At 65.9% G+C, this 16,576-nt stretch carries 15 protein-coding genes; 2 read left to right on the forward strand and 13 right to left on the reverse strand.

The window, feature by feature from the left end; all coding sequences use genetic code 11:
* Positions 1–4: 4 nt before the first annotated feature.
* From bioB to GM1_RS03550, 4 genes are read right to left on the reverse strand one after another with little or no spacing between them, the layout of a single operon-like run.
* Positions 5–1,042 (reverse strand): biotin synthase BioB, encoded by a 1,038-nt coding sequence (bioB, locus tag GM1_RS03535; RefSeq protein ID WP_008376691.1) that lies wholly within the window; start codon positions 1,040–1,042, stop codon positions 5–7.
* Entirely contained in the window at positions 1,039–1,749 is a 711-nt protein-coding gene (gene bioD / locus GM1_RS03540) for a dethiobiotin synthase (RefSeq protein WP_008376692.1), read from the reverse strand. The genes bioB and bioD overlap by 4 nt, the downstream gene beginning before the upstream one ends.
* Positions 1,746–2,876 carry an 8-amino-7-oxononanoate synthase gene (locus GM1_RS03545; RefSeq protein ID WP_008376694.1) on the reverse strand — a complete coding sequence of 377 codons (1,131 nt, stop codon included), beginning with the start codon at positions 2,874–2,876 and terminating at the stop codon, positions 1,746–1,748. Before GM1_RS03545 ends, bioD begins: the two co-directional genes overlap by 4 nt.
* The gene (locus GM1_RS03550; RefSeq protein ID WP_008376695.1) at positions 2,873–4,177 is read right to left on the reverse strand and encodes an adenosylmethionine--8-amino-7-oxononanoate transaminase; all 1,305 of its coding nucleotides are present in this window, start codon (positions 4,175–4,177) and stop codon (positions 2,873–2,875) included. The genes GM1_RS03545 and GM1_RS03550 overlap by 4 nt, the downstream gene beginning before the upstream one ends.
* A gap of 98 nt (positions 4,178–4,275) precedes the next feature.
* Between GM1_RS03550 and GM1_RS03555 the strand changes: the two genes are divergently transcribed.
* Together GM1_RS03555 and treY are read left to right on the forward strand one after the other, a co-directional pair.
* Positions 4,276–4,863 carry a TetR/AcrR family transcriptional regulator gene (locus GM1_RS03555; RefSeq protein WP_008376696.1) on the forward strand — a complete coding sequence of 196 codons (588 nt, stop codon included), beginning with the start codon at positions 4,276–4,278 and terminating at the stop codon, positions 4,861–4,863.
* A 9-nt stretch (positions 4,864–4,872) separates the two neighbouring features.
* Positions 4,873–7,170: a malto-oligosyltrehalose synthase gene (gene treY / locus GM1_RS03560; RefSeq protein WP_008376698.1), complete on the forward strand. Its 2,298-nt coding sequence runs from the start codon at positions 4,873–4,875 to the stop codon at positions 7,168–7,170.
* 5 nt (positions 7,171–7,175) lie between these two features.
* Here the strand turns inward: treY and GM1_RS03565 are convergent, their stop codons facing one another.
* Genes GM1_RS03565 through GM1_RS03605 form a run of 9 tightly spaced genes read right to left on the reverse strand, consistent with a single transcriptional unit; the run spans position 7,176 to position 16,299 of the window.
* Positions 7,176–7,928, reverse strand: a complete 753-nt coding sequence (locus GM1_RS03565) for a hypothetical protein (RefSeq protein ID WP_008376700.1) — start codon at positions 7,926–7,928, stop codon at positions 7,176–7,178.
* A gap of 12 nt (positions 7,929–7,940) precedes the next feature.
* Complete coding sequence (locus GM1_RS03570; RefSeq protein ID WP_008376702.1) at positions 7,941–9,101, reverse strand: MlaD family protein; 1,161 nt, start codon at positions 9,099–9,101, stop codon at positions 7,941–7,943.
* A gap of 7 nt (positions 9,102–9,108) precedes the next feature.
* Positions 9,109–10,194 carry an MCE family protein gene (locus GM1_RS03575; protein ID WP_008376703.1) on the reverse strand — a complete coding sequence of 362 codons (1,086 nt, stop codon included), beginning with the start codon at positions 10,192–10,194 and terminating at the stop codon, positions 9,109–9,111.
* Positions 10,191–11,291, reverse strand: coding sequence for an MCE family protein (locus GM1_RS03580; RefSeq protein ID WP_008376705.1), 1,101 nt, complete (start codon positions 11,289–11,291; stop codon positions 10,191–10,193). The genes GM1_RS03575 and GM1_RS03580 overlap by 4 nt, the downstream gene beginning before the upstream one ends.
* The gene (locus tag GM1_RS03585; protein ID WP_008376706.1) at positions 11,285–12,277 is read right to left on the reverse strand and encodes an MCE family protein; all 993 of its coding nucleotides are present in this window, start codon (positions 12,275–12,277) and stop codon (positions 11,285–11,287) included. The genes GM1_RS03580 and GM1_RS03585 overlap by 7 nt, the downstream gene beginning before the upstream one ends.
* Positions 12,274–13,311 carry an MCE family protein gene (locus GM1_RS03590; protein ID WP_008376708.1) on the reverse strand — a complete coding sequence of 346 codons (1,038 nt, stop codon included), beginning with the start codon at positions 13,309–13,311 and terminating at the stop codon, positions 12,274–12,276. The genes GM1_RS03585 and GM1_RS03590 overlap by 4 nt, the downstream gene beginning before the upstream one ends.
* Complete coding sequence (locus GM1_RS03595; RefSeq protein WP_008376709.1) at positions 13,308–14,600, reverse strand: MlaD family protein; 1,293 nt, start codon at positions 14,598–14,600, stop codon at positions 13,308–13,310. The genes GM1_RS03590 and GM1_RS03595 overlap by 4 nt, the downstream gene beginning before the upstream one ends.
* Positions 14,601–14,606: 6 nt before the next feature.
* Positions 14,607–15,473, reverse strand: coding sequence for an ABC transporter permease (locus tag GM1_RS03600; RefSeq protein ID WP_008376712.1), 867 nt, complete (start codon positions 15,471–15,473; stop codon positions 14,607–14,609).
* 1 nt (position 15,474) lies between these two features.
* Entirely contained in the window at positions 15,475–16,299 is an 825-nt protein-coding gene (locus tag GM1_RS03605) for an MlaE family ABC transporter permease (RefSeq protein ID WP_052005311.1), read from the reverse strand.
* Between the last annotated feature and the right edge of the window lie 277 nt (positions 16,300–16,576).

Consider the following 16,576-nt stretch of genomic DNA (forward strand, 5'->3'; position numbering starts at 1 on the left):
CACGTCAGATCGTGTCATTGAGGGCCTTGATCGGCATCGACAGATCGGCGAGAAGATCGAGGTCGTTCTCGGCGGGACGGCCGAGGGTCGTCAGGTAGTTTCCGACGATCACGGCATTGATGCCTCCGAGAATGCCCTGCTGCGCTCCGAGGTCGCCGAGGGTGATCTCTCGCCCGCCCGCGAAGCGCAGAATGGTGCGCGGCAGCGCCAGCCGGAAGGCGGCGACAGCGGCCAGCGCCTCCGAGGCGGGCAAGACGTCGAGGTCGCCGAAGGGAGTGCCCGGGCGGGGGTTCAGGAAGTTCAACGGCACTTCGTCCGGGTCGAGTGACGCGAGGTCGGAGGCGAACTCCGCGCGCTGCTCGAGCGTCTCCCCCATTCCGAGGATGCCGCCGCAGCACACCTCCATGCCGGCATCGCGGACCATCCGCAGCGTCCCCCACCGCTCCTCCCACGTGTGGGTGGTGACGACGTTCGGGAAGTGGCTGCGCGCCGTCTCCAGGTTGTGGTTGTAGCGGTGGACGCCCATCGCCGCCAGTTCGTCGACCTGCTCTTGGGTGAGCATGCCGAGGCTGCACGCGATCTGGATGTCAACTTCGTTGCGGATGGCTTCGATGCCTGCCGCGACCTGGCTGAGCAGTCGCTTGTCCGGACCGCGGACCGCGGCGACGATGCAGAACTCGGTTGCACCGGTCTTGGCGGTCTGCTTGGCGGCCTCGACCAGCGACGGGATGTCGATCCACGCACTGCGGACCGGTGAGGAGAACAGTCCGGACTGGCTGCAGAAGTGGCAGTCCTCCGGGCATCCGCCGGTCTTCAGCGAGATGATGCCCTCCACCTCGACCTCCGGGCCGCACCAGCGCATGCGCACGTCATGGGCCAATGCCAACAGTTCGGTGAGCCGGTCCTCCGGCAGTTGCAGGACACGCAGCACCTGGTCGCGGTCGAGCCCGACTCCTCGTTCCAGCACCTGCTCGCGGGCGATCGCGAGGATGTCGTCGGTGGCCGCTCCGGTCGGGTCGTTGCGCTGTTCGGTTGTCGTCACGGGTGTACTCCTGGCTGTGAGGTGGTCGGGCTGGTGATGGGGCTGCGCACCCAGGTCGGTGCGTTGATCTGAAAGGCCGCGGGGTCGAGTGATCCGGCGCCTGCGGGAAGGGTCGCGACGATCGGTACGCCGGTGAGACGTTGCAGGTCGTCGCGGTTGCATGTCATCGCGAGGTCCGGCTGCGGAGGCCATGCGCCGATGATCAAGCCGTCGACGCCGAGTCCCGCGCGCCGGATCTCCCGAACGGTGAGTTCGGTGTGATTGAGAGTTCCGAGACCCGAATCGGTGACCACGAGGATCTGCGCACCGAGGTCACGCGCGAGATCGAGAACAGTGAGGTCGGGCGCCAGCCGGACGAGCACGCCCCCCGCGCCTTCGACGATCACGAGGTCGCACGTCTGCGCGAGATCAGAGACGGCCGAGCGGACATCGTCGAGCGTCACGTAGGCCAGACCAGCACGCCTCGCAGCGGTCTCCGGGGCGAGAGGCTCGGGGTAGCGAGCCGGTTCGCGCGTCGAGACGTCACCCGCGAGTGCGGTCACCACGGCGAGGTCCCCGGGCTCGCCTGGCGCGATCCCGGTCTGGGCCGGTTTGCAGACGCCGACGCACAGGCCGTTCGCCCGAGCCGATGCCGCAAGCGCCGCGACCGCGATCGTCTTGCCGACGTCCGTTCCGGTGCCGGTGACCACGACGATCCGGGCGGTCATGCCGCACCTGCCATGCCGAGCGCGTTCCGGACGACCGCTGCGACGGTGGTGATGGTCGCGTCATCGACGTCGGCCCGCATCGTCAAGCGCAGTCGCGACGTGCCCTCCGGCACCGACGGCGGCCGGAAGCAACCCACGAGCACTCCGCGGTCTCGGCACTCCTGTGCTGCGGCGACCGCTGCGGCGGGGTCGCCGACGATGAGTGAGACGACTGCCGACTCGGGCCGGTCCGCGCCGACAGCGGCCGCGATACGGCGTGCGCCGGCGAGCAGACGATCGGGAAGGTGCGGATTCGCGATGAGCACACGCAATGCTGCGTGAGCGGCGCCCACCGCGGCCGGATTGACACCGGTGTCGAAGATGAAGGTCCGTGCATGGTCGATCAGATGGTCTCGGAGCAACACCGACCCCGCAACCACGCCGCCCTGCGCACCCAACGATTTCGAGCACACGGCGGTGACGACGAGGTCTGGAGAACCGGCGAGGCCGCATTCGGCGACCAGTCCCCTTCCGCCTGGGCCGCGCACTCCGATCGCGTGGGCCTCGTCGACGAGCAGCGTTGCGCCGGTCGCTCGTGTGGCTGCGTACAACTCGCGCAGCGGTGCGAGTCGTCCGTCGATGCTGTACACGGAGTCGGTGACCACCAGGGCCCGTTGCTCTGTCCGCTCGGACAGCACACGACGCACTGCGTGGTGGTCTCCGCGATCGACGACGACCACACGTGCGCGAGACAGTCGGCAGCCGTCGATCAACGAAGCGTGCGCTCCCGTGTCGCTCACGATCAGATCGCCGCGGCCGGCCAGCGCCGTCACAGCTCCGACGTTCGCGAGGTACCCCGACGAGAACATCAGTGCCGCGTCGGCGCCGACGAAGTCGGCGAAGTCGTTCTCGAAGTCCACATGCGCCTGCACCGTGCCGACCACCAGCCTCGACGACGTCGAACCGGTTCCCCACGTGTCGATCGCGGCATGCGCACCCGCCATCACATCGGGATGCGTCGACAGGCCGAGGTAGTCGTTGGACGCGAGATTGATCTCGGTGGCACCGGGCTGTCGGGCGACTGGCGCCCGATGCAGCCCGGCCGCGGCCGTGCGCTCGGCGACGTCGGCGAGCCACGCGGCGGTCATGCCGGGACTCCTTGGAGGGACCGCTCCTGCTCGAGGGTCGCGTGGACAGCTGCGGTGATTCCGGTGGTGATCGCGGTCAGGTGGGCGTCGTCGGCGATGAACGGCGGCATCGTGTAGATCAGATTGCGGAACGGCCGCAGCCACACACCCGAATCGAGTGCGGCGTCGGTGGCGGCGACCATGTCGACGGGCCTGTCGAGTTCGACGACTCCGATCGCGCCGAGCGTCCGCACGTCGGCGACGCCGTCGAGCACGGCCAGCGGCGCGAGACCGTCGGCGAGACGCCGCTCGATCTGGGGCACGCGTGTACGCCAGTCGGATTCGCTGAGGACACCGATCGACGCGCATGCGACCGCGCAGGCGAGCGGGTTCGCCATGAAGGTGGGCCCGTGGGCCAGACCTCCCGCCTCGCCCCCACTGATCACATCGGCCACCTCGTCGGTGGTGAGCGTGGCCGCGAGAGTCATGTATCCGCCGGTGAGAGCCTTGCCGACACACATGATGTCCGGCGTCACCCCCGCATGGTCGACGGCGAACATCTCCCCCGTACGACCGAACCCGGTGGCGATCTCGTCGCAGATGAGCAGCACGTCGTGCACGGTGCACAGCCTGCGCAGTTCGGCGACCAGACGCGGATCGTGGAAGCGCATACCGCCCGCCCCCTGGACGACGGGCTCGACGATCACCGCGGCGATCGTGCCCGCATGCACGGCGAGCGACCGGTCGAGAGCCTCGATGTACGACGGGTCGAAGTCGGTCGGCGGAGCAGGTACGAACACTTGCTCGGCGAGGACTCCCCGCCACATCGAGTGCATGCCGCCGTCGGGATCGCACACGCTCATCGGAGCGAACGTGTCGCCGTGGTAGCCGCCGCGCCACGTGAGGATCTTCGTTCGGCCGACGAGTCCGCGGCCGCGTTGGTATTGGACGGCCATCTTGACCGCCACTTCGACCGACACCGACCCGGAGTCGGCGAAGAACACCTTCCGGAGCGCATCGGGAGTGAGGTCGACGAGCAGGCCGGCCAGCCGGGCCGCAGGCTCGTGCGTGAGTCCGCCGAACATCACGTGCGACATGCGCCCGAGTTGCGCTGCGGCGGCGTCGTCGAGCACGGGATGCCGGTAGCCGTGGATCGCGGCCCACCACGAACTCATGCCGTCGACCGCCTCGGTCCCGTCGGCGAACCGAAGGTGGACGCCGGACGCCGACTCGACGATTCTCGGGCGGGTGGTCGACGGGAATCCGCCGTACGGGTGCCACACGTGTTCGGCGTCGAGTTGTGCAATCGTGTCGGGTCCCACGCGTGCTCCTCTCGTCGGGTCAGATCACAGCCGGTCCGCTGATCCTGAACACCGTACAGGAAGTACCTGTACGTCGTACAGGTCGCTATGGTTGCCTGGTGAGCAACACCCGGGCCGACGTCCTCGCCGCCGCACGCGCCATCCTCGCCGAGCACAGCCTCGCCGACCTGACCATGCGGCGCCTCGCAACCGACCTCGGCGTTCGACCGAACGCGTTGTACTGGCATTTCCCGAACAAGCAGTCGATGCTCGCCGCCCTCGCCGACGACATCCTCTCCCCGGTCATCTCACACGCGGCCACGTCGCCCGACGACGGCGATCTCGCCGACCGGATCCGTGCAGTCGCAACCTCCATGCGTCGCGCCCTGCTCGCCGTCCCCGACAGCGCAGAGATCGTGTCCTCGGCATGGGCGTCGGGCCTGTCGGGCCGCGATGCGGTCGACCTCGTCGTCGGGGTGGCGCGCAGCGGAGGTCTCGACATACAGACGTCCGCCGGGGTCGCGACAGCCGTGTGCCAGTTGACGATCGGCCTCACGATCGAAGAGCAGACGCGCACTCAGATGGAACGACTCGGCGTCATCGAGCCGTCCGGTCGCGACTTCGACGCCGAGTTCGCATCCGGGCTCTCCGTCATCGTCGCCGGAGCGGTCGCCGGACGCGGAGTGAACGGGCGTCCAGGTCGGTAACATCATCGCGTGGAGCCGATAGCGACGTACCGCGTCCAGTTGACACCCGACTTCGCTTTCGCCGAGGTCGTCGGAATCCTCGATCACCTCTCGGACCTCGGTGTCAGCCATCTCTACCTCTCGCCGATCCTGCAGGCGATGCCCGGCTCCACACATGGCTACGACTGGTGCCCACCCGCGCGCATCGATGCCGGACTGGGTGGCCTCGACGGATTCCGCCTGCTTCGCGCACACGCTCAGGCGGTCGGCATCGGCGTGATCCTCGACATCGTGCCGAATCACCTGGGCATCGCCGACGCACGTCACAATCCCTGGTGGGCCGACGTCCTCCGGAACGGCGCCGACTCCGCGTACGCCCACTACTTCGACCTCCACCTCAACTTCGGCGACGGCGCCCTGTGCCTGCCGTGGCTCGGCGCCGACGGCGACCTCACCGCGCTCCGGCTCGACGACGACGGCTGTCTCCGGCTCCACGATCGGGTTCTCACGACCGCGGAAGGGACCGCTGCTCCAGGCGACGATCCGCTCGCCGTCCTCGCCCGACAGCACTATCGACTCGTCCCGTTCGACAGCATGCAGATCGGGTATCGGCGTTTCCTTGCCGTGAACGATCTGGCGGCGCTCCGGCAGGAGATCGTCGACGTTTTCGACGCGACTCACGGGTGGCTGACGGAGCTCGCGGCCGACGACCTCTTCGACGGTGTGCGGGTGGATCACCTCGACGGGCTCACCGATCCCGTCGGCTACTGCGCTCGACTGCGCCGAGTGATCGGCGACCGCTTGTTCTACGTCGAGAAGGGACTGTCGGTGGGTGAGCGTCTCGATCCGGCGCTCGTCGTCGACGGGACGACGGGGTACGACACGCTCCGCATCATCGAAGGCGCCTACACGGCGGCGTCGGGAACCATCGAACTGTCGGAGACCAGCCAACGGATGACCGGGGTCAGCGGCGACGGCGACGATCTGACCGCGCGCGCGAAGGACCTCAAGCATGTGACGTTGATCGACCTGTTCTCCGACCGCGTCCGCCGCACCACAGAACTCTTCGCGGCCGCCGCACCCGACGTGCCGGTCCACAACATCCAGCAAGCCGTGACGACACTGATCTGCGACGCCAGACTCGCCCGGCCCGACTACCCGTCGCTCGTCGACGACGTCGTCGCGTCGATCGACCGGATCGCCGAGGCCAACCCGACGATGGCCGATGCGCTGGACGCACTGGAGTTCACGTTCACTCACCGCGATCACGCGCCCGGTGCCATCGCCCGTCTCGGCGAGGCCGTCGCCGCCGTCAACGCGAAGGCGATGGAGGACATCGGGTATCACCGGACCGGTCGCCTCGTCTCGAACAACGAACTGGGCTGCTCGCCTCTCGTTCCGTCGGTCAACCGGACCGAGTTCCACGGTCATCAGGCCGATCGCGCCCGGGACTGGCCGCTGTCGATGAATGCCCTGTCGACGCACGACACGAAACGCAGCGAAGACGTACGCGCCCGGATCGCCGTCATCGCGCAGACCCCGCAACGCTGGTCTGTGCTTGTGATGACCCTCTGGCGAGTCGTCCCTCCGCCGAACGATCGCACCGCGTACTTCCTCCTGCAGAACGTCGTCGGAGTGTGGCCGCAGGGCGACGTGCCCGACTCCGCGCTGCGCGATCGCCTCGCCGCATACGCTCGCAAAGCGATGCGCGAAGCCGGCCTCATCTCGTCGTGGACAGCCGTCGACGACGACGCCGAACACGCGATGCTCGCCTGGCTCGAATCTCTGTACATGGGCCCCGCAGCCACGCTGATCAGCAACTTCGTCGACATCATCGCGGACGCGGGACGTGACGAGGCGATCGCGCGCAAAGTGCTGTCGTTGTTGCTGCCCGGGGTCGGCGACATCTATCAGGGCACCCAGTGGTGGGACGACTCGCTCACCGACCCGGACAACCGGAGACCAGTGGACTACACGCAGTCCCTCGATCACCCGAAGACCCGAGCGATCATCACCGCCCTCGCAGTGCGTCGCCGCACCCCGACGGCCTTCGGTCGCGACAGCGGCTACACCGACATCATGTCGAAGGGAACGAACTCCACACACGTCGTCGGATTCTCCCGCGACGTCGACGGTGAGGCCCGAGTCGTGGTGCTCGCCGTGCGTCTGGCGCACACCTTTCGCACTGTCGAGGCACGCGAGGAGGCCGTGGTTCCGCTACCGCCGGGGCTGTGGCGTGACGCCGAGACCGGGGCCGACCACTCCGAGCAGGCCACCGCATCCACGATCCTCGGTTCTCGACCCTTCGCGATTCTCGAACTCCTGTAGGAGGCTCAGCCCCCGGGCTGCGGCGCGGGCGCCGAAGGCGTCGGAGCACCCGGGGTGGTCGCTCCGTTCGGAACGCCGGGGACGACGGCGAAGTCGGAGACGAGCCAGTCGCCGTCGACTTTGTCGACGGTCAACTGCACCAGCGCCAGGTTGGTGCCGCCGGTCGGCGCGGTGGCACTGGTGCCCTTCAACTCCACGGCGATCACGACAACGGCGTGGTCCTTGCTGAACGTCTTCACCGACGACGACGTCACCTTCGTGGTGAAGTTGTCGATCTTCGTCTCCTTGGCGAAGTCCACCGCACCCTGCGAGTCCTTCTCGACCCGATCGTGGAATGCGCCGGTCGTCATCGGAAGCACAGCGTCCTTCAAGGCCGACGCCGACTGGTCCTTGCTGAACAGCACCTCGAAGTACTTCGTCACAAAGGCCGACGCCGCGGTCTGGGAGTCGTCGAATGCGGCGAGTTCACGCTTGGTGTCGAACAGAGTCCACCCGCCGAAGGCGATGGCGACGACGACGGCCACACCGACGACTCCCGCGACGACCCGCTTGAGCGTGCGCGCCGATACCGTGAACTCACGGTCGGCGGCGGCGTCCGCCTCGCGTGCCTGCGCCTTCGCCTTCGCTTTTGCTGCGACGCCGCTGACCTTCACCTCGTCGGGCTCGACGGTCGCCTCGTCGGCGATGTCGTCACCGGTCTTGTCGAGGTTCACCGCGGAGTCGTCGGTGGTGTCGGTCTCTGGTGTCTCGGAACTCATGTGTCCTTTTCTCTATCGGTCGAGCGGAACGGTACGCGCGTTCGGATCATAGTTCGGCGGCGGACCAGCCGTGTCGTCGCCCTTCGGGCGCGGAGCGTTCGCGGCGCCACGGGTCTGCAGTGTCGGGTCGTTGGTGACGCAGTACAGGTTCTTCGGGACGGTAAGTTCGAGGACCTGTGTGGGCGGCGTCGGTGCTATCGAGTAGTTGCACGACGGCCTCGGGTAGATCGAGGCCAGAGCCCACCAGGCGCCGTCGTGGAACATCTTCTGCGCCTGCACGCTGCCGTCACGGATGGACGGGAAGAGTGTGGCCATCGTCGGCGCCCGCAACGCACCCTGACGGGCGATGTCGGCGAACTGTTTGACAAGGTCGGCGAGCGGATCGCTGATCGTCGACAATGAGCCGGCGAGCGAGCTGAACTGCGCTGGGCCGCGGCCGAGCAGTTGTCGGAGTTCGCCGTCCGCATTCGCGGCCGCCGTCGCGACCTTGTTGAATCCCTTGGCGAGCGTGTCGAGATCGGGTTGAGCGTTCGCGGTCGTCTTGAAGATGGTCCCGAGGTTCTGGATCAACTTCGTGGTCTGCGGAAGCGTCTTGGCCAGATCGGCGAAGATCACACCGCCCGAGTGGAAGATCGACTTCAACTGGTTGGGACCGCGGTCGTTGAGGGCGATCTCCAACTGCTGAAGCGACGCCGTCAGCTTCGGCGGATCGATCTGACCGACCACGTCGAGAGTCGACTGCAGCATCGACGAGAACGCGACGGTCACATGAGTCTGGCCGACCTGGACGATCGATCCGTCCTCCAGAAAGGGACCGTCGTTCGTGGTCGGGGTGAAGTTGACGTACTGCTCACCCGCACCGGACAGGCCCAGCGCGGACACTTTGCTGTTCTTGTTGATCTTGACGTCGTCGTCGAGACGCATCGTGACGACGACGTCGGTCGGCGTCACCTGAATCGTGCGGACGTGGCCGATCTCCGAGCCGCGCAGCATCACTTTGCTGGTCTCCTGCAGTCCTCCGGACTGCGGGAAATGGACGGTCACGTCGTAGGTGCCCTGCCACGGACGCCAGCTCAGTGAGCCGAAAGCGAGATACGCCAGTCCGAGAAGCATGACCAGCACCAGGGAGAGGTTGCCGACCATGATCTTGTGTTCACGCAGCCATGCCATCATCGTGCGATCACCGCCCCGCCAGTCGTGCGAGCAGACGAGCCAACGTCTGCTGCAGGGCGTGATCCCCCTGCATGATGTCCGACGCCTCGGGCAGTCTCGACGCCGAGTCGAAGCCGACACCGGGTGTCAGCCAGAACACCTTCGCCGACACCAGGGCCGCCGAGCCCTGAGTCGACTTGATCCACTTCGGGTTCAGCTTCTCCATCGCGTCGGCCAGCGGGCCGAGCGTCGGCGCCGCATTGCCCAGTGCGATCAAGGTGGTGTTGAGGTGGCCGAGCAGTTCCGGCAGATTCTGCCGTTCGGACCGGAGGAAGTCGTTGGTCGCGTCGGTGACGTTGTTCGTCTTGTCCAGTGTCGACAGGATCAATCCGATGTCGCCGTTGACGGCATCGATCGCGCCGGGCAGCTTGTTGATCGATGCGGCCAATTGCGCACGACCGTCGGCGAGCGACTGGGTGAGATTCGCCGTCGTCGCGAACGCCTTGTCGACCGCGCCCGCGTTGCGATTCATCTTGTCGATGGCTGTGGTGAAGCCGTCGATGGCGCCGCGGAGTTCGGGCGCGTTGCCCGACAGTGCGGTCGACAGTTCGGTGAAGATCCGTTGCATGGCGCCCACTGCGCCACCGTCGACCAGCCCGGTCATGCTGACCAGCAGGTCTTCGACGGTCGCGGCGGCCGATGTGGGCCCGGTGAGCTTGCCCCCGTCGGCGATGAGCCCCTTTGACGAATCCGCAGGCGGGATGAGCGCGACGAACACGTCACCGAGCGGCGTGGCCTGACGGAGTTCGGCTCCGGTGCCCACCGGCAGCTTCACGCTCGTCGACACCGACATCGTGACGTCGGCCCGATAGTTCGAGGCGACGATGTCGTCGACCTGTCCGACGTCGGTTCCCGCGAGCCGGACCTTCGCCTGGGCAGGCAGGTTCAACGCGTTGTCGAACAGCGCGTGGACGGTGATGGAGTCACCGATTCCGCCCGGCGCCGGCAGCGGGATCTGCTCAACGGTCAAGCCTGGGATCGAGCCGCAGGCGGCGAGGCTCACCGTGGTGACCAGAGCGACAGCTGTCGCTGCGACCTTCCTCATGCGGTTCATTTCTGCAACAACCCCAACAGTCCTGAGTAGATGCCGAGGTCGGGGCCGAAATCGCCCAGCTGACCAGTACGGCAGCCCTTCTTGTTCACGTTGATCGCCTCACACAGACGGTTGGACAGTTCGTTATCGACCAACGACTTGTCGAGCAGCACCGAGGCGCGCCAGGCGCCCTGTTCGGCGGAGATCGAGTTCGAGAGGTTCTGGAACAGCAACGGCGCCATGTCGATTCCATCGACGACCTCGCGCGAGAAGTCCGAGAGATTCGCCGTCACGGCCGCCATTCGAGACGTCGACGAACTGATCGTGCCCGAGTTGGCCTCGAGGAACTCCGACGTGTTCTGCAACGCCTTGTTGAGGTCGTCGAGCGTCGCGACGAGCCCGACGGACTGGTCGCCGAGCATCTGCGACACCTGAGTCATCGAGGAGGAGAACGCCATCATCTTCGGGTAGTTGTCGGTGAGCGCCGTGGTGAGCGTGCTCATCGCCTTGAGGATCTCGGTGAGCGAGTCGCTGTTGTCGGCGCCGGTCTTGCCCGCCGCGGCCAATGCGGTGAGTGCGTCGCGGAGCTTCGCACCGTTGCCCGATGCGATGCCGGACGTCACGTCGACGAAATCGGCGATGGGACCGGTGCCCGGCTTGTCGCCCGACAGGTTCTCCACGAGCGAGTCGACGGCGTCGAACAGCGTCCCGATCTCAACCGGGGCCTCGGTGTTCTTGACGGTTCCACCGTCCTGCAGCGTCGGGCCCTTGGTGTAGGCCGGCGTCAATTCGATGTGCCGGGTGGTGACGATCGACGTGTTGACGATCGCCGCGGTGGCGTCTTCGGGAACGTCGACGTCATTGCTGACCGTGAAGACCACCTTGACGCGGGTGCCCTCCGGTTCGACCGACGTGATGCGCCCGACCGGCATGCCGAGCACGGCGACGTCGTTGCCGACGAACAGCCCGGACACGTCGTCGAAGTACGCCGTCACCGATTTGGCTTGGCCGAGTGCGGTGGTCCAACTCGCCGGCATCAGTGAGCAGCCGGTCACGCCGAGCGCGACGACTGCCGTCATGGTGGCCGCGGCGAACGCGCGGCGGGGTGCGGTCAGCATCCTTCCACCACCCGCGCGGCGCAGAGCCAGTTGTCGGGGAACAGTCCCCACGGCAGGTAGCTGTTCGCGTACGGACCGTCAGCCATGAGGTTGGTGGTCAAGCGGGCGGTCACCGGCAGTACCTCCAGGAGCTTCCGTAGGTTGTTGCGGTTCTTCTCCAGCCCGGACGAGATCGTGTCGAGGTTGGCCATCAGCGGAGCGAATGTGTTGCCGTTCTCCGCCGCGACTGCCCGAGCCTGCTCGGTGAGTTCGGCGATTCCGTCGAGCATCCTGGTGACGAGTTGTTCACGAGTCGTGATCTTGTTCGCGAGCTGGGCACCCTGGCCGACGATGATCGCCAGTTGGAACTGACTGCTCTGGACCTGCTCGGTCACAGCCTTCGTGTCGGTGAGGAGGGTGTCGATCTGCGAGCTGCGGTCGTTGATGATCTTCGACATGCGAGTCAGCGCGTCGAGTGTGGGCCCCATGATCGCCGGTGCGCCCTTGAGCTGTGTGTTCAGCGTCCGAATGCTGTTGGCGAGATCCTCAGAGTTGATCCCGGCGAGAACCGGGGTGCCTTTGGCGAGGGTCTGCTGCAGATCGTAGGGCACCCGCGTGTCGGTTATCCGCTCCCCCGACAGATCCTTGTCCGACTCTCCGACGACGATGTCGATGTAGCGCTGACCCAGGAGCGTCGACATCTTGATCTCTGCGGATCCGTCTTCTTTGACTTGCACGTCGTCGTCGACGGCCATCGAGATGGTGACATGGTCGCCGTTGAGCTTCGTGCCGGTGACCTCTCCGACGTCAATGCCCGCCACTCGGACTTTGTCGCCGGGGCGGATTCCACCGGCTTGAGCGAAGTCGCCGGTGTAGTCGCGCTTGCCGAACTCTGCCTGGCTGAGCCCGACCGTCGCAACCAGGACGATGATGATGCCGATGGCGCCGAAGATGCCCCACCAGAGGCGACGATTGCCGTCGTACGAGGATTTCAGTCGATTCTTCACTGGCACACACTCGAATGGTTGGATCCGCCGATCTGAGTGATCAGACCGGGCGGCAGGAGGACGTCGCCGATCGCGATGTCCAATGTGCACGCGTAGATGTTCAGGTATGCGCCCTGAGACATGACGAACGGGAAGTGTCCGAGGAAGATCGGCAGCTGCTTGGCAAGCGAGTCGAGCTTCGCGCCGACACCGATCAGCTGGTTCGTAGCGCTGACACCGGCCGAGCCGATCGACTTGAGACTCTCGCGACTGTCTGCCAGGACGCCGCCGAGTCCGGAGGCGGTCTGGCCGATCTTGGTGATGGCGGTGCCGAAGGCGCCCGAGTTGGTGTTCAGGTTCTCGACGAGCGTCGCGGTGCTGTCGAGGAGTCTTTTGACCTGGTCGCCCTGCGACGCGAGTTCACGCATGACAACGGACAGGTTCGTGATGATCGCACCGAGCACCTGATCTCGGTTGGCCATGTCGCCTGCCACCTGTCCGATCTCGGCGATGGTCCGTGACAGCGACACCTCGTCGCCCTGGAAGGCCTGGATGAGGCTCTCCGACATCGAGTTCACCTGTTCCGGCGTGAGCGTGTCGAAGACAGGCTGGAACCCGGCGAGCAGTTTGGTCACGTCGAACGAGTCCTCACCCGGAAGCCGCAGTGTGGAGCCTTTGCTCAACTGACTGCCCGGCGTCGCACCGTCGAGGTTCAGTGCGAGATATCGCAGTCCGACGAGGTTCTGGTATCGGATCGCAGCGCGTGTGTTGTCGTAGACGTGCTGGCCGTCCTGCACTTCGAAGGTGACGTGCGCCTTGCCGTCTTCCAGGCTGATGTCCTGGACGCGGCCCACTCGGACACCCGCCATGCGGACGTCGTCGCCCGCCTTGAGGCCGGACGCGTCGCGGAACACTGTCGCGTAGTCGGTGGTGCCGCCCGAGACGGACCGCTCGAGCGTCGACCAGATGATGTAGGTCAGCAGGACTGCGACGACCGCGAACACACCGAAGCCAATCAACGGCTTGCGGATGCTCTCGGTGTTCTTCTTGCTCACCGTTCCCCTCCCTGCTCCGGCGCTGCCGACACCAACGGACCGACCATCAGGGTCTCGGCCGCCGACGGCTTGCGTCCCAGTGCCTTGCTCAGCGTCTTCTGGTCCTGCTTCGTGGTGACACCGCGGACGTTCTTCGACGCCTTGCGCTTCATCGAGTTCGGGTACACCGACAACGGACCGGACATGGTGGGGCCGGTTCCGGTGCCCGGGCCGACACAGCCGGGCCCGCGCAGCTGGCCGTACGGCCCGCCGTCGTACACCGGGCAGTTCTGCCGCGTGTACATCTGGTACGCGCCGAAGTTGACGCCGAGGTTGAGCTGCACGTGACCGTTCACGCCGGTGAAGACTCCGAGAACACGCGTCGCGAGTGTGTAGATCTCGCGGAGGCCCTCGGGCAACGAGTTCGGCTCGTACATGAGTGCACCGAGCATGGTGTTCAGGTCGTGGACGAGGCGCTTGCCGCCGTCGCCGTTCTTGGCGAACAGTGCCTGCGTCGAGTCGAGCATCGACTGCGCGTTCGTCAGCAACGCCGTCAGCTCGTCCTGCTTCTCGACGATCGTCATGGCGGGCTTCACCGCCTTGCCCAGGGTGTCGAGCAGTTCGGGCGTCGACGCGGCCAACGCGTTGATCGACCGGTTGAAGTTGTCGAACCCCGACGGGGCGCCCGCCGGGAACTGCGCGTTGATCGTCTTCCAGTAGGTGTCGAGAACGCCGACGAACGTAGAGAACGTCGCGCCGCCGCCGTCGAGCGAGTCGGCGATGGTGCCGAGCACCATGCCGAGATCCTCCGGCGGCACACTCTTGAGAAGTGTTCGAAGGTCGTTCTGCGCATCCTGCAACCGGATCGTCGGCTCGGATGTGTCGGCAGGAACGACGTCACCCGAACCGAGTCGGTCACTCGACGGGTTCTTGGGTTGAATCAGCTCCACCGAGTTCACGCCGAACAGGTTCGACGGCACCGTGCGCGCGGTCGTGTTCTTCGGGATCCCCGACGCTTGTCCGGGATCGAGCAGCATCGCCACGTCGCGTCGTTGGTCACCAGCCGAGCCGACGACCGAGACGGAGTCGACTTCGCCGACGATCATTCCGTTGTAGCGGACGTCCGCACCGCTGATCAAGCCGTCACCGACATCGGTGAGCTGAGCGGTGACTTCCGTGTTGTCGTCGAATTTGCCCTGGTAGCGCATCATCAGCAGCGTCACGACGAGTGCCGCGACCGCCGCGAAGATCACGCCCCGCACGAAGTACGTCGACAGTGACGGGTCACGGCCTCCGGTATCGATTCTCATAGCCGGTTACCCCGATATCCTGATTCCGGCGGACATGCCCCAGAAGACGAGCGTCATGATCAGATTCGCGAACACGATCGTGATGATCGACAGTCGGATCGCGTGTCCGGCCGCGACGCCGACGCCTTCGGGGCCACCCGACGCGAAGAAGCCGTAGTAGCACTGGATGAAGGTTGTCAGCAGGACGAAGACGATCACCTTCACGAAGGAGAACGCGACGTCGCGCGACATGATGAACGAGTTGAAGTAGTGCAGGTACGTGCCGGTGCCCTGGCCGCTCTGCACCTGGAACATCAGCTGGCAGGCGATGTAGTTGGCCGCGAGTGAGATCGCGTACAGCGGGATGATCGAGAGGACGGCCGCCGCCATGCGGGTGGTCACCAGGTACGGGAGAGGTCTGATCGCGATCGCCTCGAGTGCGTCGATCTCCTCGCTGATGCGCATGGAGCCGAGCTGCGCGGTGAAACGGCAGCCGGACTGGGCGGTGAAGGCCGTCGCCGCCAACAGGGGCGCGATCTCACGGGTCGTCGCGAACGCCGACAGTCCGCCGGTAACCGGCGACATGCCGAGCAGATTCAGCGCGGTGTAGCCCTCGATGCCGACCGTCGCGCCACCCATGACGCCGAGGATCACCATGACACCGACGGTGCCGCCGCCGACGACGATCGCACCGTTGCCCCATGCGACGTCGGAGAGCAGACGCCACACTTCCTTCTTGTAGTGGCGGAAGGTGACGGGGGCGAGCCCGATCGACTTCACCAGGAAGGTGATGAGGTGGCCCATCGCGACGAGAACATCGCGGGGTGCCTCGAGCCCCTTGCGGCCCCATTCGAGGGGCTTCAGCAGAGGCGGCGTATACCGAGACGCGGTCATGTCACACCACCTTGGCCGGGACGATGAGGGCGAACAGCTGCGTCATCACCACGTTGACGGTGAACAGCAGAAGGACCGAGTTCACGACCGCCGCGTTCACCGAGTTCGCGACGCCTGCGGGTCCGCCACTTGTGTTCAAGCCGCGGTCACAGGCGACAACAGCGACGATCGCACCGAATATCACGGCTTTCACCAGCGCGAATATCAAGTCCGATGTGCTCGCGAACGACGCGAACGTGCCCGTGTAGCTGCCAGGCGTGCCTCCCTGCGCGTACACGTTGAAGACATAGCCGGTGATGAAGCCGACGAAGCAGACGAAGCCGCAGAGCAGGAACGCGACGACCATCGTCGCGAGGAGGCGCGGCGAGATGAGACGCTGGATCGGATTGACGCCCATCACCTTCATGGCGTCGATCTCCTCGCGGATGGTGCGCGAGCCGAGGTCGGCGGCGATGGCCGATCCGACTGCCCCGGCGAGCAGCAGCGACGTGACCAGCGGCGCGCCCTGGCGGATCACACCGAGGCCGGTGGCAGCGCCGGAGAACGATGTCGCACCGATCTGGCCCGCGATGTTGGAGACCTGGATCGAGACGATCACGCCGATGGGAATCGCGACGAGCAACGTCGGGAACACCGACGTCGACGCCATGAACGCGCACTGGCGGATGAACTCCTTGAACGGGAATCGACGCTTCGCGATATCGGTGGCGAGGACCTTGAAGACTTCGATGAACATCGCCAGCTGTCGCCCGAACGTCTCGAACGATTTGGTCACGTGATCGTGGAACCACGTTCCGACGCCGCTGCGAGACCAGCGTTCGCCGATGCCGGCGCGCCGGGTGTCGACCGTCTGTGTGCTCACTCCCCTGACTTCACATCGTCGATGTCATGGCGCAGCCACGCGGTCATCCCGCCTTGCCCCCACGATCCTTCGGATGGTCTTCGGAGCGTCGCCCCGGAGATCTGTGGCTCGAAGCATACACAGAACGACACGTTTCCGGTGCCACGGGTCACAGATAGTTACCTACTGTGATCCAGCACAGACGTATCGACAGTCGTCAGGGGTGTATTCGGGCATTTGGAACGATGGCGTGCCACATAGT

The organism is Gordonia malaquae NBRC 108250, assembly GCF_000344135.1.
In the GTDB taxonomy this organism is placed as follows: Bacteria; Actinomycetota; Actinomycetes; order Mycobacteriales; family Mycobacteriaceae; genus Gordonia; species Gordonia malaquae.

What these genes read in the sequence shown, in the direction of transcription:
- bioD (WP_008376692.1), bottom strand. Translation starts at nt 1,749, where the DNA reads ATGACCGCCCGGATCGTCGTGGTCACCGGCACCGGAACGGACGTCGGC.
- GM1_RS03545 (WP_008376694.1), bottom strand. Translation starts at nt 2,876, where the DNA reads ATGACCGCCGCGTGGCTCGCCGACGTCGCCGAGCGCACGGCCGCGGCC.
- GM1_RS03565 (WP_008376700.1), bottom strand. Translation starts at nt 7,928, where the DNA reads ATGAGTTCCGAGACACCAGAGACCGACACCACCGACGACTCCGCGGTG.
- GM1_RS03570 (WP_008376702.1), bottom strand. Translation starts at nt 9,101, where the DNA reads ATGATGGCATGGCTGCGTGAACACAAGATCATGGTCGGCAACCTCTCC.
- GM1_RS03575 (WP_008376703.1), bottom strand. Translation starts at nt 10,194, where the DNA reads ATGAACCGCATGAGGAAGGTCGCAGCGACAGCTGTCGCTCTGGTCACC.
- GM1_RS03580 (WP_008376705.1), bottom strand. Translation starts at nt 11,291, where the DNA reads ATGCTGACCGCACCCCGCCGCGCGTTCGCCGCGGCCACCATGACGGCA.
- GM1_RS03595 (WP_008376709.1), bottom strand. Translation starts at nt 14,600, where the DNA reads ATGAGAATCGATACCGGAGGCCGTGACCCGTCACTGTCGACGTACTTC.
- GM1_RS03600 (WP_008376712.1), bottom strand. Translation starts at nt 15,473, where the DNA reads ATGACCGCGTCTCGGTATACGCCGCCTCTGCTGAAGCCCCTCGAATGG.